The organism is Cellvibrio fibrivorans (genome assembly GCF_031457055.1).
Lineage (GTDB): Bacteria > Pseudomonadota > Gammaproteobacteria > Pseudomonadales > Cellvibrionaceae > Cellvibrio > Cellvibrio fibrivorans.
The window spans coordinates 981,835-1,006,311 of sequence record NZ_JAVDVX010000001.1; the positions used below are offsets into that span (position 1 = coordinate 981,835).

Annotated in this window: 15 protein-coding genes; 7 read left to right on the forward strand and 8 right to left on the reverse strand. The window is 50.7% G+C overall.

The features are described from left to right. Nucleotides 1-127 precede the first annotated feature (127 nt). From glyQ to J2X05_RS04210, 4 genes are all read left to right on the forward strand, one after another. Complete coding sequence (glyQ, locus tag J2X05_RS04195) at nucleotides 128-1,078, forward strand: glycine--tRNA ligase subunit alpha (RefSeq protein WP_310069045.1); 951 nt, start codon at nucleotides 128-130, stop codon at nucleotides 1,076-1,078. After that, the gene (gene glyS / locus J2X05_RS04200; RefSeq protein ID WP_310069047.1) at nucleotides 1,078-3,156 is read left to right on the forward strand and encodes a glycine--tRNA ligase subunit beta; all 2,079 of its coding nucleotides are present in this window, start codon (nucleotides 1,078-1,080) and stop codon (nucleotides 3,154-3,156) included. Before glyQ ends, glyS begins: the two co-directional genes overlap by 1 nt. A 100-nt stretch (nucleotides 3,157-3,256) precedes the next feature. Continuing rightward, nucleotides 3,257-3,832: a D-glycero-beta-D-manno-heptose 1,7-bisphosphate 7-phosphatase gene (gmhB, locus tag J2X05_RS04205; protein ID WP_310069050.1), complete on the forward strand. Its 576-nt coding sequence runs from the start codon at nucleotides 3,257-3,259 to the stop codon at nucleotides 3,830-3,832. A 23-nt stretch (nucleotides 3,833-3,855) separates the two neighbouring features. Further along, nucleotides 3,856-4,617 (forward strand): lysophospholipid acyltransferase family protein, encoded by a 762-nt coding sequence (locus tag J2X05_RS04210; RefSeq protein WP_310069053.1) that lies wholly within the window; start codon nucleotides 3,856-3,858, stop codon nucleotides 4,615-4,617. A 77-nt stretch (nucleotides 4,618-4,694) separates the two neighbouring features. On the opposite strand, the gene J2X05_RS04215 is transcribed toward J2X05_RS04210, so the two are convergent. Together J2X05_RS04215 and J2X05_RS04220 are read right to left on the reverse strand one after the other, a co-directional pair. After that, nucleotides 4,695-6,788 carry a pectate lyase family protein gene (locus J2X05_RS04215; RefSeq protein WP_310069055.1) on the reverse strand — a complete coding sequence of 698 codons (2,094 nt, stop codon included), beginning with the start codon at nucleotides 6,786-6,788 and terminating at the stop codon, nucleotides 4,695-4,697. Nucleotides 6,789-6,793: 5 nt separating this feature from the next. Further along, nucleotides 6,794-7,138, reverse strand: coding sequence for a hypothetical protein (locus J2X05_RS04220; RefSeq protein WP_310069058.1), 345 nt, complete (start codon nucleotides 7,136-7,138; stop codon nucleotides 6,794-6,796). Nucleotides 7,139-7,373: 235 nt separating this feature from the next. Between J2X05_RS04220 and J2X05_RS04225 the strand changes: the two genes are divergently transcribed. From J2X05_RS04225 to J2X05_RS04235, 3 genes are all read left to right on the forward strand, one after another. Then, the gene (locus tag J2X05_RS04225) at nucleotides 7,374-8,528 is read left to right on the forward strand and encodes a DUF3592 domain-containing protein (RefSeq protein ID WP_310069062.1); all 1,155 of its coding nucleotides are present in this window, start codon (nucleotides 7,374-7,376) and stop codon (nucleotides 8,526-8,528) included. Nucleotides 8,529-9,091: 563 nt separating this feature from the next. Beyond that, complete coding sequence (locus J2X05_RS04230; protein ID WP_310069064.1) at nucleotides 9,092-10,300, forward strand: RtcB family protein; 1,209 nt, start codon at nucleotides 9,092-9,094, stop codon at nucleotides 10,298-10,300. A gap of 94 nt (nucleotides 10,301-10,394) precedes the next feature. Beyond that, a complete protein-coding gene (locus J2X05_RS04235) occupies nucleotides 10,395-10,676 on the forward strand; it encodes a hypothetical protein (protein ID WP_310069066.1) in 282 nt (93 codons plus the stop codon). Nucleotides 10,677-10,841: 165 nt separating this feature from the next. Here the strand turns inward: J2X05_RS04235 and blaKHM are convergent, their stop codons facing one another. The 6 genes from blaKHM to J2X05_RS04265 form a co-directional block, all read right to left on the reverse strand. Further along, on the reverse strand, nucleotides 10,842-11,561 hold the full coding sequence (blaKHM, locus tag J2X05_RS04240) for a KHM family subclass B1 metallo-beta-lactamase (protein ID WP_310069068.1): 720 nt from the start codon (nucleotides 11,559-11,561) through the stop codon (nucleotides 10,842-10,844). 56 nt (nucleotides 11,562-11,617) lie between these two features. Continuing rightward, nucleotides 11,618-12,820 (reverse strand): Na+/H+ antiporter NhaA, encoded by a 1,203-nt coding sequence (gene nhaA / locus J2X05_RS04245; RefSeq protein ID WP_310069070.1) that lies wholly within the window; start codon nucleotides 12,818-12,820, stop codon nucleotides 11,618-11,620. 178 nt (nucleotides 12,821-12,998) lie between these two features. After that, nucleotides 12,999-16,718: a pectate lyase family protein gene (locus J2X05_RS04250; protein ID WP_310069073.1), complete on the reverse strand. Its 3,720-nt coding sequence runs from the start codon at nucleotides 16,716-16,718 to the stop codon at nucleotides 12,999-13,001. After that, nucleotides 16,715-17,242 (reverse strand): PEP-CTERM sorting domain-containing protein, encoded by a 528-nt coding sequence (locus J2X05_RS04255; RefSeq protein ID WP_310069076.1) that lies wholly within the window; start codon nucleotides 17,240-17,242, stop codon nucleotides 16,715-16,717. Before J2X05_RS04255 ends, J2X05_RS04250 begins: the two co-directional genes overlap by 4 nt. 166 nt (nucleotides 17,243-17,408) lie before the next feature. Beyond that, nucleotides 17,409-23,669 (reverse strand): pectinesterase family protein, encoded by a 6,261-nt coding sequence (locus tag J2X05_RS04260; protein WP_310069078.1) that lies wholly within the window; start codon nucleotides 23,667-23,669, stop codon nucleotides 17,409-17,411. 524 nt (nucleotides 23,670-24,193) lie between these two features. Next, nucleotides 24,194-24,430, reverse strand: a complete 237-nt coding sequence (locus J2X05_RS04265; protein WP_151055184.1) for a thioredoxin family protein — start codon at nucleotides 24,428-24,430, stop codon at nucleotides 24,194-24,196. Nucleotides 24,431-24,477: the final 47 nt, after the last annotated feature.

The window sequence follows — 24,477 nt, forward strand, 5'->3', positions numbered from 1 at the left end:
TCCTGTTGTTGAGCGAATCGTTCCGGTCGCACAGGTATTTTTACAGAACTTGACCAAGCGCTGCCATTGCGCGGGTTTGATGGCTATAATCGCCGCATTTTTCTACCTTCATAAGATCAGGTCTACCATGTCCGAAAAACGTTATGACGTAAGCACCTTCCAGGGTTTGATTCTCGCCCTGCAAGATTATTGGGCGCGCCAGGGTTGCGTGATTTTGCAACCGCTCGACCTCGAAGTCGGCGCCGGTACTTTCCACCCTGCCACTTTCCTGCGCGCTATCGGCCCGGAAACCTGGAATACCGCTTACGTGCAGCCCTGCCGCCGCCCGAAAGATGGCCGCTACGGTGAAAACCCCAACCGCTTGCAACACTACTATCAATTCCAGGTGGCGATGAAACCCTCGCCCGCCGATATTCAGGATTTGTATTTAGGTTCACTGCGCGAAATGGGTATTGATACCAACGTGCATGACATCCGTTTTGTGGAAGACAACTGGGAATCGCCCACCCTCGGCGCCTGGGGTCTGGGTTGGGAAGTCTGGTTGAACGGAATGGAAGTAACGCAGTTCACTTACTTCCAACAAGTTGGCGGTCTCGAATGTTTCCCCGTTACTGGCGAAATCACTTACGGCATCGAGCGTATCGCCATGTACCTGCAAGGTGTGGATTCAATTTTTGATTTGGTATGGACGATCAACCCGAACGGCGACAAGGTCACCTACGGCGATGTGTTCCATCAAAACGAAGTGGAACAATCCACTTACAACTTTGAAGAAGCCGACACTGCATTTTTGTTCAGCAATTTCGATTTCTACGAAAAAGAAAGTCAGCGCCTGATGGAAAAAAATCTGCCGCTGCCCGCCTACGAAATGGTGATGAAAGCCTCGCACGCCTTTAACTTGCTCGACGCGCGCCACGCGATTTCTGTCACCGAGCGCCAACGTTTTATTTTGCGCGTGCGCACACTATCCCGCGCTGTTGCCCAAGCCTATTACGATAGCCGCAAAGCCCTCGGCTTCCCACTTGCGCCTGAAGCCTTACGAGCAGAAATGCTTTCTGCCATTGCGGAGGAAAAATAATGTCTGCTGATTTTTTAGTTGAACTGGGAACCGAAGAGTTACCGCCAAAAGCATTGAAAAATTTGATGGCTTCGTTTGCCGACACTATCGAAGCGAATTTAAAAGCGGCGGAATTATCGTTCACCGCAATTAAACCTTTTGCTGCACCGCGTCGTTTGGCGGTACTGGTAGAAAATCTCGCCAGCGAAACCCCATCAAAAGAATTGGTTGTCTGGGGCCCACCGGCAGCCATCGCATTTGATAAAGAAGGCCAGCCCACCAAAGCAGCGCTCGCGTTTGCCGAAAAAAATGGTATCGCTGCTTCTGAATTAAAAGCCGAGAACGATGGCAAAGCGGAAAAACTGGTTGCGCGTATTACTGCCGAAGGCAAAAAAACCGTTGAATTACTTGAAGCAGTTGTTGCCGATGCCTTGGCAAAATTGCCGATTGCCAAACGCATGAAATGGGGCGCGAAACGCGAAGAGTTTGTACGCCCTGTTCATTGGTTGGTGATGTTGTTTGGTAGCGATGTTGTCAACGCCAGCTTGCTCGGCTTAACCGCTGGCCGCACCACACGCGGCCACCGTTTCCATTACAACAACACTATCGACCTCGCTAAAGCGAGCGATTACGCCAGCGTATTAAAAAATACCGGTTTTGTTGTCGCGGATTTTGCTGAGCGCGGTGCGACCATCAAACAACAAGTGGAAGCCGAAGCGAAAAAAGTCGGCGGTGTTGCGGTTATCGACCCTGCCCTGCTCGATGAAGTTACCGCCTTGGTTGAATGGCCAGTCGCGCTGACCGGAAAATTTGAGGAGCGTTTTCTCGCTGTTCCAGCTGAAGCACTAATTGCTTCCATGAAAGAACACCAAAAATATTTCCATGTGGTGGATGTTAACGGCAAGTTAAAAAACAACTTCATTACCGTGGCAAATATTCAAAGTAAAGATCCATCGCAAATTATCGACGGCAACGAACGTGTAATTCGCCCGCGTCTTTCCGATGCGGCGTTCTTCTTTGAAACTGATAAGAAAACCACGCTCGAGTCATTGCGCGATCGTTTAAAAACTATCGTGTTCCAGGCGCAGCTCGGCACCATTTACGATAAAACCGAACGCGTTGCTGGCCTGGCAAAATTAATTGCCGGTAAATTAAATGCGGATGCCGCATCAGCGGAACGTGCCGCACAATTGTGTAAATCTGATCTCGTAACCAATATGGTCGGCGAGTTCGACGATATGCAAGGTATCGCCGGTTATTACTACGCGGTTAACGATGGCGAAAACGTCGAAGTTGCCGCTGCGATGAACGAGCAATATATGCCGCGCTTTGCGGGCGACCAATTGCCTGCAACAACGACCGGCGCGATTATAGCGCTTGCTGATCGCCTCGATACTATCACTGGTATTTTTGGTATTGGCCAACAGCCTACGGGCTCCAAAGATCCGTTTGCCTTGCGTCGTGCAAGTATTGCTGTCCTACGCATTCTGGTGGAAAAAAATCTCGCGCTCGATTTGCGTGAGCTGCTGACCTTCGCTAAAAACCAACACAAAAATCTCACTGTTGGTGATGAGTTGGTCGAGCAAGTATTGGCTTACATGCTGGAGCGTTTCCGCGCTTTCTTTGAAGATGCCAATATCCCCGCAGAAGTTTTCCAGTCGGTAACCGCAAAACAATTGTCGCAACCACTGGACATTAACCAGCGTGTACTCGCGGTCAATGAATTCAGCAAGTTGCCGCAAGCGCAGGCACTCGCTGCGGCGAACAAACGTGTATCCAATATTCTTGCTAAACAAAATGCGACGCTGAGCACCGAAGTAAATCCTGCATTGTTGCAAGAAGATGCAGAGAAAACTTTGGCGCAAGCAGTAAGCGCAAAAGCCGCTGTAGTGGCTCCACTGTTTGCTGCACGCGAATACACCAAAGCACTCGCGGCACTCGCCGATTTGCAACAACCTGTTGATGCTTTTTTTGACAGCGTAATGGTGATGAGCGATGACCCGGCGCTGCAACAAAACCGCTTGGCGTTATTGCAACAACTGCGCGGATTGTTTTTGGAAGTGGCGGATATTTCTTATTTGGTTCCTGCCAAGAACTAATCTCATCCCCCTCCGTCATTCCTGCGAACGCAGGAATCCAGCTTTTGGATACCCGCGTTCGCGGGTATGACGAGGGCATACAGATCTATCGGATTTATCCATGAAATTAATTATTCTCGACCGCGATGGTGTGATTAATCACGACCGCGACGACTATGTGAAATCCGCCGATGAATGCATTCCGATTGAAGGCAGCATCGATGCCATTGTGCGCTTGAACAAAGCGGGCTTTACCGTTGTTATCGCCACTAACCAGGCTGGCCTCGCCAAAGGTAAATTTGAACTGGAGGACCTGGAGGCCATGCACGAGAAAATTACTGGTCTGGTAGAAGAAAACGGCGGAGAACTCGGCGGGATTTTTTATTGCCCCCATCACCCGGATGACAACTGCAAATGCAGAAAACCTATGCCGGGTATGTTGGATGCGATTGAAGCCGAATTTAATACGTCCGTAGAATCCTGTTATTTCGTGGGCGACAGCCTGCGCGATTTACAAGCCGCCGTACAAAAGGGTTGCAAACCGGCGCTGGTAAGAACCGGCAATGGCGTGCGCACACTGGCGCAATTAGCAGTTCCCGGTTTGCAAACAGATTCACCACAAGTCACACCCGAACAAGTGCAAGTGTTTGACAACCTCGCCGCCGCTGCAGATTTTATTCTTGCATCTAATCATTAACGGAACAGATAACAGGAATTAACGTGCTCAAACTCCGCAGTATTTTATTCAGTATTGGCTACAACATTACCAGCGCCGGTGCTGGTCTGGTTGCCGTTATTATCTGGCCGATACTTCCCTACAGCTGGCGCTGGCGCATTGTCACTTGTTGGAACCGTTTCGTAATGTTCTGGATCCGAGTGTGCTGCGGTGTGCGCTTTGAAATTATTGGCAGCAAACACGCGGATAAATTTCCTTGTGTCGTAATGGCCAAACACCAAAGCACTTGGGAGACCATGTTCCTGCAATATTATTTTGGCCCGGTCAGCACCATCCTTAAAAAAGAATTATTCCGCATCCCGTTTTTTGGTTGGGGTTTAGCGAGTTTGCGCCCCATCGCCATTGACCGCAGCAACCCGATCCAAGCCTTAAAAGAAATTAAACGCATAGGCCTGCGTCGTTTACAGCAAGGCAATAACTTATTGATTTTTCCTGAAGGCACTCGTACACCTGTTGGCCAGATTGGCAACTACGCGCGCAGCGGTGCCGATATCGCCATCAGCGCAGGAGTACCGATTATCGCCGTTGCACACAACGCGGGTGAATGTTGGCCGCACAAACAATTTATAAAATACCCCGGCACTATTCGCGTTGTGATCAGCGAACCTTTCGCAACCGAAGGCAAAGACCGCAAGCAATTAACGGAAGAAGTAAAAAATTGGATTGAAGGTGAGATTGCGAAAATGACACCAGCACGAAAAGATGGAAAGCGAATGAGTGTTAATGCCGATCTTGATATGAAATAAGCGTAGTAGATTTGAAACAACACGGCCGATCTGTTTCCAGATCGGCCGTTTTTATTTAACGCGTTAGAACCAATAACTTAGCGAATCTGGCAAGCGACCTTCCCTAATCCCAACACGTAGTACTTGTCACCCGCGAGTGGTGAGTTGTAAGGGATCTGGCCGTGTTTGCCCGCTGTTGCACTCACATAATCCACCAGATCCTGACCGGCAGCAAAGCGCCAGCTATTAATAGTCGCCTGTGATGCGGCGTTGTAATTGCTGGCCAAGTTAGCGACTGTGCCGTTAGTCGCCGTCAATGCAGTTTGGGTAGACGCCGTTAAATTACACGCAGCGTCACTGAACCAGAGCAGGTTACGATCATTGCGGAAAGAGCCGCCGCTAATATCTTTGAATAAATTCGCGCTGATTTCCGCGAGCGATGCTTCGACTGTCGCTTTCTCCTGATGTACGGCATTTACCACAAATACACTGTCTTCCATCAACGCACTCGCGCCCACCCGCAAACTCAAAATCTGGTTGCGATAATTTACAAACACATTGTTGAACATATGTGTTTTACCGTGGCGCAACAGCGGGACGCGGCGCAGCGTATTACCCAACAGCATGTAGCTGTCGTCGGTGGTGACAAACGCGTTGTTGTGCATGGTGGTGGTGATTTGTTTGTCGATGGTGTGACTGTCGCTGGAACCATGCAACACCGCGCGCTTTACATTCACCAAACGATTGAACGACATAGTCACATTGTGTGCGCCGACTTTGACATCAAACGCGGAATCGCCAGTGGTATCGAAGGTATTTTTGTGAATCCAGATATCTTTTGATGCCCCAGTGGAGCGGATCATATCCGGGTCACAGTAATGGTCTTCCGTGTGGCCGGCGCCCTGGAATTTCAGGTGGGTCATTATCACGCTGTTAGCAGTTTGCGTTGGCGTGCCTGTCTGGTCTTTTCCAATCGCAAAACCACTGAACAGGAAGTAAGCCTCACTGCCGCGGCCGTCGATGGTTTTGTTAGAGCCAATGACTGGATTGCGAATCGGGTTATTGGATTTATTCATCGCGTTATTAAAAAATTGCGTAACACAATTCGCACTGCTCACACCATTTTTTGCGCACCATTGCGTGTAGTTCACACACTCGGCTTCGGTTGCACCGAGAATGGATTGCACCGTCGGACTTCTACAACCTAAACGGTACATCCCAATTTCATGCGGCTGCGCAAATTGGATTTTGTCGAATACGATCCAGTTGTGTTCTTCGCCGGTAATCGCGTTGAGAATTTGTTGCTCAACTGACACGCTGGAATTTTTGGTAATGATGGTGAGTTTGCTGTTGCCGTTAGGATCAAATCCTCCTTTGGCATTTTCACCGTAGCCGACTGGTTTACCGAGTGTTTTTGACAAACAAGAAACGATTTCCTGATCGGTCTTCAACGAGGTATCGCGCCAGTTAACCGATGGGTTAGTCGCTACACGGATACAGTCAGCGCTGATGGTGCCGTTATCGACAACCGATGAAACGCTGCTGCTCGATTTGCTCGACGCTGGAATGCTACTCGGTGCTGCCGAGGATGCAGGCACGCTGCTCGGTGCCACTGAAGAGCGGCTGCTGGAAGCCGGGATACTACTAGGCGCCACAGACGATCTGAATGAACTGCTTGCCGGTGTACTGGATGGGGCAACGCTGGACGCTGGCGTTGATGAAGCAGTGCCCGTCGCGTTATAGACTTCAAATTCCGCAATGCCGGGCGCACTGGTCGCATTCACAATCAGATTAACTTTTTTGGTGCTGCGGCTGGCGATATTTACCACTCGCTGCGCACCTATCCCGGTACCTGTCGCCAATACTGTGCCGGTATCGTTATCCACCAAACTCCAGGTCGTCACTTTGCTGCCTGCTTCACGCAGGATCACAGTATTAAACGTCACCGCACTGCCCCACTTCACCGACACGCGCTGGTTGCTGGTGCCACTGGCAAGGGAAACGGTGCTGGTACTGCCATCGCGCACCAGCTTGGTGTTGTCAAAACCGGAACCGTCGGCAGCAGCACTGGGGCCGGTAATAGCGAGGTTAGCGCCGAGAGTTTGTGCCTGCACGGCACAGGTGAGTAGCGTACTGGCAGCCGCGCAAAACACGTACTGGCCAATACGACGGGTAATAGTCGTAGATTTCATCTTGGTTACCTTGTCGTAGCTATATCGTTGTTATTCGGATTGTTGTTATGTGCAAAACAATGCCGCTGATCTGCAGCAGGGATAAAGACCGAAAACGCCGATACGCCGTCAAGGCGCCATGGCTGCTGGACTTGGAGAACCAATAAAGAACGCAGCCTTGTTGGGATAAAACCTTGGGAAATAACACTGGATGAACCGCCTGAAAACTCATCCCGGGTGACCGGTTTTATTGTTGTTGGTACCGGAACCCTTTTCGGGAACCTGTGAATGATTCCCGCCTTGACCAAGCAGCGCTTGCCAAGGCAAACATAGTGCGCGCCGGCAGGAAAATCGTCAAGTTGGGAAATCACAGAAATCGCTATTTTTTGTGATAAAAATACTAAAAATTTCTTTGATAACGATTACTTTATTTTAATAAAACAGGTGTAATCGTTTTCATTTGCCTTAACACTTAGTTTAAGGCAGCCGGTACCGATGTACCCCAGGGGCCCCTTAACCGCTACACTCTCTGATCTTAATCGGGCTTAGATAGCCCTCAAAATGGCAATCCACCATAGGTTCGGATCACCAGGGAAATTCGCACATATGAATAAAAACCTACAAGTTTATTGGATGATGTTGCTGCTGGGATTGCCCTTCGCCGGTGTCGGCCTAATAACCTTGTTTCTGAGTATTCTTCCCAACCTGTTTGTATGGCAGCAGATGAAATCCTGGCCTCAGGTAAGCGCCCAGTTACAGCACGCCGAACTGGTGATAGACAATAGTGGCGACAGCAGCACCTATTCGCCTAAGGCCCGGTACCTCTATCAATATCAGGGAAAACACTACACCGGCGAGCGGGTATCAATCATGGAAGGTAGCGACAATATCGGTGACTTCCAATACAACCTGGCTTATGCCTTGAAAGAGGCTTGGCGCCAGCAGCAATCCGTGCCCGCCTGGGTAAACCCGTCCAACCCCACCGAGGCAGTGCTCAATCGCGATATGCACTGGGGCATGGTGGGTTTCCAGATGATATTTGTAGTGATGTTCGGCAGCGTTGGAATTGGCTTGTCATACTCCGCCCTAAGCAACCTGTTGCGCAGCACTCCGATGCACAAGCCCTGGCGCGGACAACGGCGCGCCAGCCCCGAAGTAAACTGCAATAGCAAAAGTGGGCTCTGGCTTACCTGGGGCTTCACCCTGATCTGGAACCTACTCTCACTACTGGGTGTTACGGCAGTTCCACGTGAGTTGGCGGCGGGAAATTTTTTCTTCCTGCTTATTCTGGTGTTTCCATTGATAGGGATTTACCTGCTCTACCAGGCAATTAACACCACGCTTGACTGGCGTCGCTTTGGTCCACTGACACTGAGGCTTCACCCCTATCCCTGCCTCATCGGCGGACAGTTTGGGGGGACACTCGAACTACCATTGGCTTATAACAACCAGCAACGTTTTCACGTCCGCCTGCAATGTGTGCACAGCTATGCAACCGGCTCCAACAAAAATCGCCACCTCACGGAAACTATCCTCTGGCAAGCACAGGGGCTGGCAGATAGCCAAGCATCCGCACTGGGTGGCACAGCGTTAAGCCTGCATTTTGACATCCCCGATAATCTGCCCGCGTCCGAACCTATGAGTACTGACTATCGCTTCTGGCGACTGGAATTGGCCGCCCGCTTACCGGGTGTGAACCTAAGGCGCGAATTTGAGATCCCCATGTTTGCCACTGCCGAACAAGCCCGCTCTGACTACTGAGCGCAAACGACTAACACGACATTTGTAAAAATTATCGCACTCAACCACGACGGCAAAAAAATTCCCATCGCAATAAATTTAAAAGGACGCGATACGGCGCAGTTGGCGTTGGAGGCGATTGGGGGGTTGAGTGGATATAAGATTGAATAGATTGATACGTTGAAAATGATTCGACAACATACTTAAAAAAATCGCTAGGAAAGCATACAGCGTTTCTAAAAAAGTTTTAGGCGTTTTATTGACAGCTCAAAAAAACGGCGTATTATCGCGCCCAATTTCCAAGGTGCTAAAAGCACTTTGTTTTTCAACCCGACAACTTGTTTGTCACAACTTATGGAGTACTCAATTATGACTTACGCGAATTATACCAACCGCTAAAACCCTTTTGAGTATTCAGACTTGGAAGGTGATAACAAAACCTTCCTGTCAGGCGCAACACTAAAGCCCTGATTAGGAAACTAATCGGGGCTTTTTCTTTTCTGCGATTTAAAAAGCCAACTCGAAGGTTTCATTTTTTTAGTAACGCAAAGTGATTTCTCAAAAAAGTCACTTAAGGGATTTCTATGCCTGTAAAAATTGAATTAAACAAAAATTCGGGAAATGGTTATAAACCCGTAAAAATTTACACCCGCGATATTGATAATGAGGCACTGACGCAACTGAAAAAAATTGCGGAATTGCCAATTATTTATTCACATATAGCGGCTATGCCCGATGTGCATTTAGGCATTGGTGCAACCGTGGGCGCGGTGATACCGACCTTAAATGCCATTATTCCCGCTGCCGTAGGTGTGGATATTGGTTGCGGTATGAGTGCCGTGCGGCTTTCGGTTAAATCATCGCAACTGCCGGATAACCTCGCCGCAATGCGCAGTGCGATCGAACGTGCAGTGCCGGTAGGTTTGCAAGCGCATAAAACGGTGAGCATTCGTGAAAGTGCATGTAAACAGATGGCAGCGGGTGTGGAGTGGCTTTTTGAAAAGCATCCAACAGTAATGAAAATGTTAAAGCAACCGAACACCCTGTGGACTAAACAAATGGGCACGCTCGGTAGCGGCAATCATTTTATTGAAGTCTGTGTGGATGAAAATAAAGACGTGTGGATAATGCTGCACACTGGCAGCCGTGGAATAGGCAATGCGATTGGGCAGTATTTTATCGCCCTCGCCAAAAAAGATATGGGCAAACAGTTTCACAATTTGCCCGATAAAGATTTGGCTTATTTCACCGAAGGCAGTGAGCAGTTTGTGGATTACGTAACGGCAGTCAATTGGGCACAGGAATATGCGCGTTTAAATCGCAATGAAATTATGGGTTTGGTATTGCGTGCGATAGCGCCATTTCTGCCTAAGTTTCACGCCGATCGCCACGCGATTAACTGTCACCACAATTATGTGAGCCGCGAGCATCATTTCGGCGCTGACGTATTGGTCACACGAAAAGGAGCCATTAGTGCACGCGAAGGTGAGCTGGGAATTATTCCCGGCAGTATGGGCGCTAAATCTTTTATCGTGCGTGGAAAAGGCAATACCGATTCGTTTTGTTCCTGCGCCCATGGTGCCGGTAGAAAAATGAGCCGCACGGCTGCACGTAACGCGTTTACCAAAGAGGATTTAATCGCACAAACCAAAGGCGTTGAATGTCGCAAAGATAAAGCAGTGATTGACGAAATCCCTGCTGCATACAAAGACATTGACGAGGTTATGCACAACCAATCTGACTTGATAGAGGTGGTTCATACACTCAAACAAGTCTTGTGTATCAAAGGATAATGAAGTGATCGCAAATAACACAAAAGCAAAACGCCGCTTAAAATCGGCGAACAATCCAGAGTGGTTTTTATTAGCCAGTTAACAGGAGGCAATCATGCCCAATCAGCAAGACGACAGGAACACAAAAGGTAAGAAACAGGAACGGCGCAACGGTCATGCATTTCACCCCATTATGAGCAAAGGTGGTGTGCATGAAAAAACGGAAAAAGCTAAACGTAAGGCCGCCAAGCATGAAATGAAACGCAAAGTTAACGAGTGGCTCGCTGTAAAAGGAGGGACATCGGCCACCCGTTCACCAGCGCGGAGCAGAATTAGTGTTAATAATTTCGATATGCAAGAGAGCAGCCCAAAGCGCGCGATAATCACCCTGCACTAAATGAAATCCGTGTTTTGGGCTGCTCTATTTGTACTCGTATGAAATTGGTACTGCGTAAACCAGTGCCATTTAGTTACAGCGATTAATTTGTTGCTTCCGACCACGCGGCAAATTCGACGTAATTGAGTTTTTCATGGGTGTTCATTGCTCGCTCCTATTTGACATTCACTTTTTAGCGGCAACAGCTTCAACTGCACGCTGCTTGGTTTTTGTCAGTAGCGATGCATCGCCAATTTTTCCGTGACCGGGAACCACCAATGTTGCACTGCTATAGCGGGCGATAAGTTTTTCGGCAGAAGCAGGCCAGTCCTCTATCACTGCATCACCTAGATTGCCAAGACCTTCCGGTTTGACAAAACAACCACCAAATAAAATTTTCTTCTCTGGCATCCACACCACTAGATTATCGCGTGTGTGACCAGCACCGGGATAAAACACTTCTATTTTTTTATTGACTAACCAAAAGGGATTTTTGGTAAATGAATGAGTGGCTTGAACTTCGCCTTTATTTTCAAGCAACTTGTTAGTTTGCTTGGAGGCATAAGTTGGAATGGACTTTGAATTGAGAAATGCAATACCGCCTGTGCTGTCGCTGTGGAAATGTGTTGAAATACTTGCCTTGGCTGTAAAGCCCTGTGCGTCAATCCATTTCACTAATTTTTCAGTGTTCGGGGCTGAAATGGGTGTATCAATCAGATACGCATCTTTGTTATCAAGCACGACTAATCCGTTAGAACCAACCAGCCCCCAGCCTTCGATTTTTTCGTAAGCGGTGTACAGATAAACACCGTCATCGATTTTCTTAATTTCCAATTCGGGTAGTGGATCTTCAGCAAAAGTGATGCTTGATAAAAAAAATAAGCTTGCAGCTAGAAAAACTTTCATTTCGTTGAATTCCTTTAATTTGTTAAAAAAGATGCTGCCTATAGATATTCAAATCATTACACCTGATCATGACTCCCCACGTCCACCTTCGGCTTGGCCACATATCTCAACCACACATAGCCCACCAGCGCCGACAAAAACGAACCCACCAAAATCCCCAAGCGGTCATTCATTGCCTGATTTTCAATGGTTTGTTCAAACGCGAGTGAGCCGATAAATAAACTCATGGTGAAGCCGATGCCGCAGATGACCGCAACGCCGTAGAGCTGCGCCCAGTTAACATCGTCCGGCAGTTTGCCGATGCGCAGTTTGACCGCGAACCAGGTAAATAGCATCACGCCCAATTGTTTGCCGACAAACAGGCCGAGCAAAATGCCGAGCGATACAGGCGAGAAGACATCGTTGATGCTCAGCCCTGAGAGCGACAAACCCGCGTTGGCAAAGGCGAACAGCGGCAGGATCGCAAAGGCGACCGGGCTGTGCAGGTCTTTTTCGATGTCGTGCATGGGGCTCTGCACTTTACCTTCGGAATCCAGGCCTCTGAAAGGGATGCACAGGGCGATGGCGACGCCCGCCAAAGTCGCATGTACGCCGGACTTGAGCAGGCTCACCCACACCACCAAGCCGACAAACAGGTAAGCCGCTTTGCTGACCACACCCTGGCGATTCATCAGCACCATCACACCAATACCTATACCCGCGCTGATGATCGCGGTGAGTGAGAGGTTATCGGTGTAAAAAAGCGCGATGATAATGATCGCGCCTATATCATCAAAAATCGCGAGCGAGACGAGGAAGACTTTCAAGCTCACCGGAATGCGCGAGCCGAGCAGACTCAGGATGCCGAGCGCAAAGGCGATGTCAGTTGCGGTGGGAATCGCCCAGCCGTGCAGAGCGTAGGCATCATGGCGATTGATAAATGCATAAATCAACGCGGGCACCAGCATCCCGCCAATTGCTGCTATACCCGGCAGGGCGATTTTGGAGAGCTGGTTTAACTCACCGACCAATACTTCGCGCTTGAGTTCGAGCCCGACCATCAGAAAAAACAGCGCCATAAGGCCATCGTTAATCCAAAGCAACAGGGGTTTGGCGATAGAAAAACTGCCTACGGCGACGATTACATCCACTGACAGCAACTGATCGTAATAGATTTTTAAGCTGGAGTTAGCCGCGATTAGCGCCAAGATGGCCGCCAATATCAACAAAATACCACTCGCTGCTTCCAGTTTAAAAAATGCCTTAATTCCCGGGATCATGTGTACCTCGCCCTGTTCATATTTTTACTTGAATTGGGGTTTATGGGCGTGAAACGAAAGTTTTACAAGCGAATCAATAGCTTATTTGCCTAAATTTACGGTTGGTGCACCACTGGAATGCAAAAACCCGCGCTGGTGTAGCCAGCGCGGGTTTCATAAAACAACTACTGCGAATGGCTTACTGGCAGGCTACCTTGCCCAAGCCCAACACATAATACTTGTCGCCCGCCAACGGCGAATTGAAGGGCGCCTGGCCGTATTTACCGGCGGTACCGCTCAGGTAATCCACTAACTCCTGGCCTGCCGCAAAGCGCCAGTGATTGAGGGTGGCTTGTGAGCCAGCTGAATAATTTGCGGCGAGATTGGCCACTGTACCCGAGCTGATCGTAAAGCCGGTTTTGGTGGTTTCATCCAAATTACACGCTGCATCGCCGAACCAGACGAAGTTGCCTTCGCCGCGATAATTACCGCCAGTCACATCGCGAATCAGATTCGTCTGTAGCTCAGCAAGTGATGAAGCCAGATCCGCTTTTTCCTGATGAATGCGGTTAACTACAAACATATTGTCTTGCTGCAATATGCTCGCCCCCACACGAATGCTGAGCAGGTCTTTGCGATAATTCACAAACACGTTATTCACCATATGCGATGTACCACGGCGGATCAGCGGTACGCGGCGCAGGGTATTACCCAGTGCCATATAACTTGCATCGCGTGTCACAAATAAATTGTGGTGCATAGTGGTTCGGATTTGCGCGTCGATTGTGTGGCTATCGCTGGAGCTGTGTAGCGTTGCACGTTTCACATCGAGAATTTCATTGAAAGACATGGTGATGCCGTAGGCACCGACTTTCACATCAAACGCGGAGTCGCCAGTGGTATCAAAAGTATTTTTGTGAATCCAGATATCGTGTGATGCGCCGGTGGAGCGAATCATATCCGGATCAACATAATGGTCTTCGGTGTGGCCTGCGCCTTTAAAATTCAAATGCGTGAGAATCACACTGGTTGCGGTTTGTGTCGGTTGGCCATTGGAATCTTTGCCAATCGCAAAACCGCTGAACAGGAAGTGAGCTTCACTGCCGCGACCATCGATACTTTTGTTGGAGCCAATCACTGGATTGCGAATCGGGTTGTTGGATTTATTCATCGCCGTGTTAAAGAAAGTGCTAACACACGCCGATTCACTCACACTGTTTTTTACGCACCATTGTTGATAATTCACACACTCTGCTTCGGTTGCACCGAGAATGGATTGCACAGTCGCATTGCTACAACCCAAACGGTACATGCCAATTTCTGTTGGTTGAGCGAATTGGATTTTGTCGAACACAATCCAGTTGTGTGCTTCACCGCTAATTGCATCCAACACTTGCTGCTCAACCGAAGTGTTGGAATTTTTGGTGATGATAGTGAGTTTGCTGTTACCGTTAGGATCGTATCCGCCTTTGGCATTTTCACCATAGCCCACTGGAGTACCGAGGGTTTTATATAAACACTCCACAATTTCCTGATCGGTTTGCAAAGCGGTATCGCGCCAGTTGACGTGGGGATTAGTTGCAAGATTAATACAATCCGCGCTCAGGTTTACATCGCCGGGAATATAAGGTGCGCTTGATGATGAACTGCTGATACTCGATGAAATTGCAGAGCTGGTAACTGAAGAACTAACCACAGACGAACTGCTTTTTGAAGAGCTGCTGGTGATGGACGAAAGCGACGCAGCGCTCGATGAGGCAGGGCTTGAACTGCTGCTGGAGCCATTAACGAAGGGAGTAATTTTCCCCACACCTGCGTTAGCCATCACAATTTCCGGCACTGTGGATGAGTGATCCATTTCAACCGTGTAAGGCACGGTCACGCTGCAGGTTGATTGCAGTTGTCCATCCACCACTTCGGGAATTACCAAGGCACCATTGCCTACTGTGCGGCTGTAGTAAATCGACGGCAGTACGGTATTGTCATCATTGGTTTGCCAGCAACCGGCAACATCCGAATCGTCGGAGGCGATCAGTGGATTATTCACATTGTAAAAATAATTGCTTTCTATCAAGGCTTTCGCATTCATACGCGAGTTGATCGCATGGAACATATAATCGATGCGATCGTTCGACCAATAGTTGTTGTACATATGCACGAGCGCATGGCGAATTAACGGCGTGCGCTGTTCAATGTTTTTATACCAGTTATGATGGAAAGTGATGTTGGTATTTTTATCGTCGCTATCACTGGAACCGATCAAACCGGCGCGGCTGGAATCGTTATACAAATTGTAAGAAACGGTTACGTTAGTCACGCCCGCTTTCATATCCAACAATGAATCGTATCCATCTTTTTCGCCGCCGGATGCTTCAAGGTGATTGTGGTCGATCCACACGCGATTCACATTGGTTTCCATACCGATTGCATCACCACCGTTAGAGGTAGGTGAGCCGCTTTTTTTCACATTGCGGATATGCAGGTTTTGCAAAATGATGTTGGACGCATCGCGCACATGAATGCCAATTTCTTCAAACAAAGCGTTTGTACCTACACCAATAATTGAAACGTTACTCATTTGTTTTATTTCAATCACATCAGCTTGCGTATTACAACCTTGCGCTGTGGTATTGGCGTGGCTGATAGTGCCGTTCACCAAAATGGTAATCGGTGTACTCATAGTGGAACGCGCGCAGAGTGCTGCATTTAATTGCGTGCCGGTAGTCACGGTTACCACTGCACCACCTTGTCCACCGGTCACACCCGCATGGGCTGCAAAGCCTTCCATTTTTGCCGGGCGCAGTGCGCCGTTGTAGGAAGCAACACTACTGGAAGATTGGCTGGTTGCTATGCTACTTGACGCAACCGATGCAACGACACTGGATGAAGTATTGATTGACGTCGCCACGCTTGAACTGGACATCAGCGGCGTACTACTTTTGCTTGATACAGGTGTTGATGATGCCGCTAGCGATGAAGGCCCAGCAGAACTGGTAACCGCACCACCCAGATATTCAATGACCAAATCATCAATCGTTACCGATGCAGAACTTTCCGTGCGCAGCGAAATAAATGAGTTTGCTGTGCCGATGGTGGGCAACAATTCAATCACTTGCCCTGCCACTAAACTGTTGGCACTCGCATTAAATATGCGCGATGCACTGCCGTGTAATGAATTGCCGCCGCTGGTGGTATTGTTATCCACCATCACTTGCAGCGCACCGGAACCCGACGCGGTAACGACGCGAAATGAAATGCGATAGGGCTTGCTTAAATCAAAATCGCCATTGGCACTGGTATCACCTGACGAGGTGTTAGTGCGCGGCGGTTTATTGCCAATGGTAAAGCGTGCCGCTGCCAACGTTAATTGATTATTAGCAATCGTAATGCCGCTGTTGCCACCGGTCACAAACAATAATGGCGCGGATGAATCGGTTGAAATGGAGCGATAAGCCGCACTGAACAAAGTCGCTTTATCAATATTAAATGGCTCGTTCAATAACACGCGATTTGCAACACTGCTTGCCGCGCTGGACGATGACGCCACCAATGTTCCGCTGGCAGACCACACCAGTGCCGATTGATCAAATGGCTGCGCACGGTTATGGCGAATTTTGATGGTGTCCGCTGGCGTTACTTGTTCACCGCTAGCGAGATTACCGAGCAACACACTGCCATCAAGAATGGTAGTGCCTGCACCGCTCGCGGTTAATGTTTGCGCCGCGTTGTTAACGGCTTGCGCACCGTTTTGTACGGTGACAGAAAATACATAATCGTAAGTGGTGCGGTCGATACGGGTTTCACTCAGCTTATTGAGTGTGACGACGTTGAGATCCAACGCCATACTATCGGCGGAAAATGCGAGCGCACAGAGCGCCGATAAATGTCTCAATGAGTAACGCGAGAATAAATTTTTCATGCGGCCACCTGCTGACGTTTGGTGGACTGACGCAACGCCACTGCAATCAAGCCGAGCAGCAACAAAATAATCGACGAAGACTCAGGCACGGGAGTGGTGACGTTCGTGGATGATCCTGATTCAACGATGGAAAAATCTGCATCATAAAAATCATAGGCCAACACATCGAACGGAAGTGTGGAGAGATAAGTAAACGACACGCGCGCAACACCCGAGCTCAAACCTGCCGGGTTGTAGCTATCAAACAGGCCTGCACCGAGCAGTGCATCGGGTTGCACAACAATGCTGTCCCATGCTGCGGGGCTGAATCTAATATCCAGATTGGCAAACAAAGTTTCAGAAAAATACAGCGAAAAGCCGCTAAAGTTTTCACCGCTAGCGAGCGATAGATTAATATCCACTATGCCCTGATTGCCAACCAATTCAGAAAACTCTGTCGTAATCAGCGCGGCTCTGGCCGGATTGGCCACACAGAATAAAAACGTAAACAGCAAACTTATAGATTTAAAATAATTCAGTTTCATAGCGTACCCCTGTTATTAAAATAATTAAAAAAGTGGGGTATTGATGGATAGCATTGTCCGATTGAATTTTTTTATGGTGTCCTTCTGGTAACGCAATTTGTCGGTTGGAATTTTCAACCAAAACAAAACGACCGGCATAGTGGCCGGTCGTTTTGTTTACGCAGATTTATTGGGTTACCTCCACTTGCCAAATGCGGATGCCACCACCGCCATCGCCGTTGCGGCTCATCAGAATAAATAACTCCGAAACCGTCGGGTCAGTAATGGTTGCGGTTAAAGTGGTTTTATTCGGGTTACTGCAAGAGGACCCTACTTTCCAGGTTTTGCCATTTTGGTCAACAATCGCAACCTGGCCATTTTGACAAGCACCGGGAGCGGTTGCGCTGCCATTTGAATAGGTAACCGTTAAAGTTATAGGCAGTGCGCTGGGTGTAAATGGCACAGAGATAAAACGAGTCACACCACCCCCAATATTCAATGCAGTTGGATTCACTTGATTGCCACCCTCAACAAAAGTGACGGGTGTGCCGGCAGTGTCATCTTTTACGGAAGTGCCGTTGTAGTTAATCGCATATTCAGTGCCCGCACTATTCAGATGCAAACGCAAACTGCCTGCTGTTGCTGAATAAAATGTAATGCCGTCGATGGTGATTGGCGTCGCCGTTACATTGAAGTTTGCATTGGCATTGGCGGCCGGTGCTGCTGCCACTGCCGATTGCAGGGCCGCGAAAGTCGGTGTCCAGATCTCGGTGTTGGGAACATAGGCTGAACTAACTGATGAGCTGGCTTCACTACTAGCACCTACACTCGAACTGCTCTCGCTCGATGCAGAACTGGAAACATCGCTAGATGCCGTAGAACTCGCACTAGAGACCGAGCTGCTGCTCTCGCTTGCCACACTGGCTGCACTACTGGACGAGCTGCTTGCCTGACCGAAGTTGGCACAATCGGTAGTGTCGCCCGGCAGCGGGTTCCAACCGGCACTGGAATTGTAAGCGGCAAAAATTTGCGCGCGATTGCAGTAATCGTTCATCACCTCACCTAGCGTCAACTCATAGCCACCCACACGGCTGGCAAGGCTGATGCTGTCGCCATTGGCATTCATGGTGGCGAATTCGCGCCAGCCGGTGGTGGCGGTTGGTGTAACCGGGTTAGGTGCTGGCTGGCCGTTCACGCCTGCCCCTGCCCAGCCGGCTGCGTTGATATGGGTATCCATACGGCTGTTGATAAAGACCACGTTATCCCAAGTGGTGGTACCGCCGGGGCTGCGCGCAAGATAGGTCGCACCAGCGGGAATGGTGTGGCCGACCGGACCTGGGCCTTGGGTCAGATTGGAATTGAGGAACACAAAACCTTTATCGGCCGCCGTCAGGGTGCGCGCCTGCACCACGTAACCACCGTTATTGGCATTGCTGCTGTCACCCAGCGAGCGAATCTCACTCTCCTCGAACAGCGATACATTGTTATTGCCCCAGATGAAATCCACATTGCCCGCCACCAAAGTGCGGTAGAACCAGCTGTAGCCTTTCAGCTGCAAAGTATCCTGCTCGCTAATGAAGTTTGCGTTTTTGGCCACCAAGCGACCCGTGGAGTTGAAGTAAATCGTCTCCGCCTGACCGCCCGATCCAGTTTTGATGGTGGTGTTTTTCAGGGTGAGATTTTCCATCGTCAACATGTCCGCCAACTCGACTAAAAATACCGGACGACCGGCAGAACCCGGGTTCAAACCCTCCGAGTTCTGGTACTGGATTAACACGCCATCGCGGCTCTCGCCGGTAATGGTGAGGTTGTCTTTATTGCGCAGATACAGCAGCTCCGGATAAGTACCCTTGTTGACGGTAATAGTCGCCGCATCGGTTTTGGCCAAATTCTGCATCACGTAGTTAAGCGCGCCTTGCAGGGTGCGGAAGTCGGCGGTGTTGCCGGTGTCATCCACCGTGAGCGAGGTCAAACCCGCCGCTGGCGCCGGTTTGGTGGTAAAGGTCCAACCGGCGTTTTTACCGATCCCTTCAAATGGCAGGGTCGCCAGGGTCGCGCCGGTAAAAGCCGATGCGCTTACCGCCACGTAGTAACTGGTGTTGTACTCCAGCTTTTTGCTTTGCAGGGCGATGGTTGCAGTATTGCCCGAGATACTGATCGGGCGGGTATTCAGCGTGCGGTAAGTGCCATAGCCGATAGTGTCTTTGTGATCCACCAGCTTGATGGTATCCACCACCGAATCATCGCTGCTTTTGAAGATGCGAATAGCACCCACCGTGCCCAGGGTAGGCGGTGAGTCAAACGTCAGGCTCAGGCTGGTATCGGCATAGACATTGGCTTCATTCGCGGCGGGCGATACCAAGCCGGTCAGGTTGTAACTCGCGGTTGGCATTACAAACTGGGGCGCAATAGTCGCCGTGAGAGTGCGCGTCAGGCTGGCATCGGAACCACTGGTAAAGGTGATAGTCGCAGTGCCCTCGCCCACCGGATTGAGGCTGACTTGATAGCCATTCGTACTCACCGCCACCACAGCCGGGTTGCTCGATTCCACCGTAAAAGTGTCGTCGGTGTTCTGTGGGTTTTTGGCGGTGACGGTAATCACGCGCGCGGCATCGCCCACTTCGGCGCTGTAGCTAGCAGTAGGCGAAATGGTTAACTGGGATGGCACTGGCGGTTTGTCGTTGGCGTTGCCGACCTTGATATCGTCGATTTCAAACGAGCGGTTGCTGGTAAAAATACCGATGGAACCGCGTTCGGTCAGGCTCACATCGCTAAAGCTGGCCACCTGCAAGTCATTCAGGTACAGCTTCATTTCAGTGCCGATCAACTCCAGACGCAGTTTGTACCATTCGCCATTGGTGGCGCCGGCGGTGCCGAGGCTAATTGCCGTGTTGTAGCGCATGGTGCCGGTGCTGGCCGGGTTGCCGGTGCCACTGCGCTCCACAATCTCTACTCGCGGCTGATTGGTTTCATGGGCGATCATGCCCATGCCGTACCAGTTGTTCACGTCCAGGTAGCGCGCCATCACATAAATACTGCGCTGCGCCGTGCCGCTGGAATTCAGGCGCGGGCGGATGCGCGCTTCCACGTAGTAATCGGCCGAGGTAACTGCCGCAAGCTGCTCCGGTTTGATCAGCGCCACCAAGCCGCCAAGCGCACCACTGCTGGCAGCGGTATAGCGCAATACATTGTTGTTGCCAGCGTCGTTGAGCACATCAAACACGCCATTTGCTGTGGTGCCCGCTGGTAGAAGATCCCAGTTGCCTGCACCGCTGGCGAAATCATCGCAGAAATACAGCCCCGCTTCGTTCGCGCAAGCAAAGACAGTAGCCGCGCTGGCGGTGCTGGACGACGTTGCCGCCGCTGATGACGCGGCCGCACTGGTGGAACTGCCCACCACTACACCCACTGATGAAGCATCCGCCGAAGAGCCGGCAGCGGAAGTAGTGCTGGCTGCTGAGGAGCTAGCAGCAGATGAACTGACACCCACCGCGCTGAAATCGCAGTCGAGCAGGTTTTCGGAAGGGCCATAACCTTTCACGCAGCCAATATTGGCGGGCAACAAACCGGACAACTGCGCCGGGGTATAAGCCCCCGCGTCGGTCCAAACCATCCAATCCACCAGCGCTTTGTAGCTATTGCTACCACCATCGCCAATTTGCAGATAGTTGTTGGTCGCCGTAGTGGTAGCAAATTGCACCTCTTCCTGATTCAGTACCGGGGTGTCAGAACCGTTCAGGTAGGCGCGCGCCCAGCCAGTCGTGGGGCTAGAGAGCGCCACGGTAAAGTGGTAGACGCGGTATTCGTCCATCGCCAAACCATAAGCGGTGTTAGGTGCTGGTGCACCCTCAAACTGAACGCCATAGTTGCTGGCACCATCGGCACGCAACACGACTTTTAACCGGCTGGCGGCGGTATCGGCCGTGCCACCGAAGGTGGTTTCCAGTTCCAGGACGCGCGCATTGGCGGGCGGGTTAAAGCCTTTGACCCCGGCAATCAGGGTGAAATATTTGGGGTAAACCCCATCGTTACGGCCCACATTGCTTATCCGGGCACGGTTGTTTTTGGTGCCGAGCGAAGTGGAGTCAAACAGCACAGCACCTGCGCCGGTTGGCGTGAAATCACTTGCGCTGCCCTGGATTACAAACGGCGCATTGTTAACACCATCAGCTAAAGTGATGGCATTGGCATCGAACGGGCTGGCATTGCCGTTGAACAGGTTCCAACTAACCGAGGCCGGATCAGCCGTGACTGGCTCATTGGTCGGTGGTGGCGGCGGCTCTATATCCCACTCGGGGCGAGTACAGGCGAGTTCAGCCGGGGCGGTGGTGATCTTGCCCACACCGGCGTATTGCTGCACATGCGCCGGCACATCTTCCACCGGAATCAGGCTGGGTGCGTAGAGGTAATCCTGTGGCAGGGTCAAGGTGCCGGTGGAGGTGTTATCGGCCAGCAATTCATCGGCGATGATATTAACGGTGGTCGCCGTGTCCTCTTTGTCAGACCAGATAATGCCATCGCGCAGTTGGTTCTCTATCAACTCCCAATAGCCAATGGCGCTACTGTCCTGCGACATCACCGGATTTTTGGTGTTTTCAAACACATTGCGCTCTACGCGGATAATGGCGCCCATACGCGAGTTGATCGCCGAGGTATCCACGTTGTGATAGTAGTTGTTGTAGATATGACCCTTGCCGAAACGGAACAGCGGCAAGCGCGAATTCACGTGGTGCCAATAGTTGTGGTGCCAGGTGATACGGCGGTCAAAGTTGTCTTCGTCGGACGAACCCCAGAGCGAGGTTTTCCAGCTGTCATGCAGGTAGTTGTAGGAGATAGTGATATCTGCCACATCGCTGCGACCACTCACCAACTCATCGTAGTAATCCTTTTTGTACTCCGCCTGGGCAACCGGGTCGGTGATGGCCTCGGGCACAGCCACGTCCAAATCGTTGTACAGCTCGTTGTGGTCAATCCACACATTGCGCACCGGGCCATTGCGGCCATCGATGGTAATAATATCGCCCTGCCCGCGGGTTTGCGGTACGTGGTACATCTTCAAGTTGCGCACTATCACGTTACTGGCGGTGATATGGATACCCGTGCCCCAAAATTCTGCGTCATTGCCGCGGCCGATGATCGATACATTGGGACGGTTGAGTTTGATATCTTTGTTGCCTGAGTTGTGCCAGGTAATCACACCATCCACATAGATGGTCAGAGGTTTATCGGCATAGGCAGGGTTGGTCAGCGCGGCCGTTAAATCCGCGCCATTACACACTGCCACTTCCACCGCATTGGCACCGGCACCGCCGGTAGTTCCGCCATTAACCGAGGCATAGCCGTAGACGGTGTTGAAATCAGGTGCTGCCGTTGCCAGCGAAGAACTTGAGTGACTGGACGCCGAAGCACTCGACGGTGCACTGGATATCACCAGACTGCTTGCGCTGGCTGATGTGCCGATCGATGCAACACTGCTGGACACGACGCTGGTGGCTAGTGAACTGGATGCTGCTCTGCTGGAGAGCGCTGAACTGGATTGCACTATCGAACTTGAAAGTGCGCTGCTCGATACCAGCGCACTCGATACTGCTGAGCTAGCGGGCGCCGCACTTGAGGTCTCGCTCGACTGTGCATCACTTGAAGCAGCGGCGCTTGCGGCTAGTGAACTCGCCGGGGCAGCGCTCGATCCTGCGGCACTGGACGGTGATGGCACCACCGGCACACTGGCGGCTGCAGAAGACTGCGCTGCCGAACTCGCCGGCACCTGAAGCTCTGAGCTCTGGCTGGAACTGGAGCCCTCATCAACCGGCACCCCCGCCAACTGCAGGGTATCGCGCAAGTGCGCCAATGCCTGCTCCACCGGCACTATAGTTGTAGTACTCGAGCCGGAATTGGCAATCAGATTGGACACTGCCGGGGATGCGGCAAACTGGCTCAGGCCGAGGTTGAAATCCACCTGGGTCGCAACCAACGCCGCGGCCGGGCTGATGCTGATGCCATTGGCGGGATTGCCGTCGGTATCCAGCGATTGCAGTAACCGCGCGATATTGAGCACCACTGGCGAGCTGGGGTTGAGGCTCCGTGCCATATCCAGCGGCGTCACTATCGCCTTGGCTGGCACGGGTGGAAACTCCAGCGCCCCGATAAAAAAAGTCACCGTTTCACCGGGCAAATAATTGAATTCTCCCTGCGCATTGGTAACGCCGGACTGGGTCGCGGTGCGATAGCCAATCCCCGCCACAAACGCATCTACTAACACCCCGACCACCGGAGTCGGTGCAGTGGCCTGGCTACTTGCGGTTTGGGTAGAGCTGGTTTGTACCAGCGCACTCGATTTTTGGATGCCTACTGGCGATGAACTGGCCGGCGACGTTCCTTTTTTGGAATCGCCGCCGCAGGCGCTAAGCAAGGCAGAGAGTAAAACAGCGACTAGCAGATGGATTTTCATGGTGCTCTCACAGTTGTAGTTATTCTTCGATCTGGCCTGCGCCAAATTCAGACAAAGAACCACCACCAGCAGGGCTGACGATAGCCTCTGGTACCAACCGTTTACTGAAAATCACTGCCGATATTTAACGTTTATTATCAGGTCCATCGCCGCGGAAAAGCGCAACTGACGGCCACAGCTCAAGGCTGTAAATCTATGCAAAAAATAGCGAATACCCGAACCCATCCCTATTGGATTGATCGAGATGGATTACTGGATTGAGGAATACACTTTGCCGGGGATTTGAGGCTTTGCCTCTTATTGTCGAGTCCGCCAACCAAGCCAACATGCGAAATTAAACTTATTGATGCATGACGATAAAGCAGGTTAATGACGTCTCTTATTACCTTTCTGTGAAGGTGATCGCATTCTATACCCAAGGTTTTGGCAAGCGCTACCCCTGAATGCGACTAATTATTAAACGAATATGGAATATAGCGACAAATGGGGGCGGGCAAGCCTTCAAGCACTCGCCCGCTTGGACCTTATTCCAAGGCTTCAATCGCCGCACCGAAATTGATATGTAACACCTGGCCATCCACCACCAACGCGGGCACAGATTTAACACCCAATTTTTTTGCCTCTGCCACACGCTGTTGGGCATCACCCAAATGCACTACCTCAACTTGAACACGGTTGGCATCAACCAAGTCCAGCAACTGGTGTTCTGCGGCAACACAAACCGGGCAACCGGCATGATAAAAAATCGCTTGGCTTTTCATAAACTACTCTCTCTGTTAGGGTTAAGAAAATCGCCGTTTGAATGAAC

Bases quoted from the DNA above. Each gene is read 5' to 3' on its own strand.
- glyQ (WP_310069045.1), top strand. From the start codon at position 128: ATGTCCGAAAAACGTTATGACGTAAGCACCTTCCAGGGTTTGATTCTC.
- gmhB (WP_310069050.1), top strand. From the start codon at position 3,257: ATGAAATTAATTATTCTCGACCGCGATGGTGTGATTAATCACGACCGC.
- glyS (WP_310069047.1), top strand. From the start codon at position 1,078: ATGTCTGCTGATTTTTTAGTTGAACTGGGAACCGAAGAGTTACCGCCA.
- J2X05_RS04250 (WP_310069073.1), bottom strand. From the start codon at position 16,718: ATGAAAAATTTATTCTCGCGTTACTCATTGAGACATTTATCGGCGCTC.
- blaKHM (WP_310069068.1), bottom strand. From the start codon at position 11,561: ATGAAAGTTTTTCTAGCTGCAAGCTTATTTTTTTTATCAAGCATCACT.
- J2X05_RS04215 (WP_310069055.1), bottom strand. From the start codon at position 6,788: ATGAAATCTACGACTATTACCCGTCGTATTGGCCAGTACGTGTTTTGC.
- J2X05_RS04225 (WP_310069062.1), top strand. From the start codon at position 7,374: ATGAATAAAAACCTACAAGTTTATTGGATGATGTTGCTGCTGGGATTG.
- J2X05_RS04265 (WP_151055184.1), bottom strand. From the start codon at position 24,430: ATGAAAAGCCAAGCGATTTTTTATCATGCCGGTTGCCCGGTTTGTGTT.
- J2X05_RS04230 (WP_310069064.1), top strand. From the start codon at position 9,092: ATGCCTGTAAAAATTGAATTAAACAAAAATTCGGGAAATGGTTATAAA.
- J2X05_RS04235 (WP_310069066.1), top strand. From the start codon at position 10,395: ATGCCCAATCAGCAAGACGACAGGAACACAAAAGGTAAGAAACAGGAA.
- J2X05_RS04260 (WP_310069078.1), bottom strand. From the start codon at position 23,669: ATGAAAATCCATCTGCTAGTCGCTGTTTTACTCTCTGCCTTGCTTAGC.
- nhaA (WP_310069070.1), bottom strand. From the start codon at position 12,820: ATGATCCCGGGAATTAAGGCATTTTTTAAACTGGAAGCAGCGAGTGGT.
- J2X05_RS04255 (WP_310069076.1), bottom strand. From the start codon at position 17,242: ATGAAACTGAATTATTTTAAATCTATAAGTTTGCTGTTTACGTTTTTA.